1 protein-coding gene is annotated in these 559 nt (G+C 47.8%); it reads right to left on the bottom strand.

What is annotated here, in order from left to right; genetic code table 11:
- Nucleotides 1-84: hypothetical protein (locus A7090_RS26840; RefSeq protein WP_241957257.1), on the bottom strand; the 84-nt coding region annotated here is incomplete at its 3' end.
- Between the last annotated feature and the right edge of the window lie 475 nt (nt 85-559).

Below are 559 nucleotides of genomic sequence, written 5' to 3'. Positions count from 1 at the left end.
GGCATAATTTTTATCGTGCGTTTTATGGATTGCTTTCTGCATCAGGCGTCGTTCGTCACGGGAGATTGGTGCTATGATCGGCATCGCTCAGTCCGGTTGGTGATTTGTGATTTTTGGCGATTGATCAGATCGCACAATTCGGGCTGAGTTCCCTCAAAGTGATCTACTATTCCGCGCAGCTATTTAGGTACCTGAGGCTCATGAGCATGCAAAGGTGAAGCAGTAAGCCTCCGTAACATGAGTAAGCATAACAATAAAAAATCATCCCAGACACAGAGCTTCTTGCTGTTTATTGATAACTAAAAACTACGACTACGTCCTGAGGGCGTGGTCATCAGCGTTTTGGCCTTCTTATGGGGTAGTGCGCTCCTGCGGAGTGAACTCAATGCCGCTTTCTATGAAGGCGGGTTTTTACGCCATGGTTCGCAAAGGTCGCCGCTGGCAAAATCATGCTTGGTTTTTTTAAAATATCCAATGCGTTCGGGCCCCGACTGGATGAACCGCCCCGGTTTTCCTGGAGAGTATTTTACCTGTGAACTCAGGCTGCCAGCTCATCATT

The organism is Escherichia sp. MOD1-EC7003 (assembly GCF_002965065.1).
GTDB lineage: Bacteria > Pseudomonadota > Gammaproteobacteria > Enterobacterales > Enterobacteriaceae > Escherichia.
Note: the sequence above shows the minus strand (reverse complement) of the source record. Positions and strands in the feature narration are given on the sequence as shown.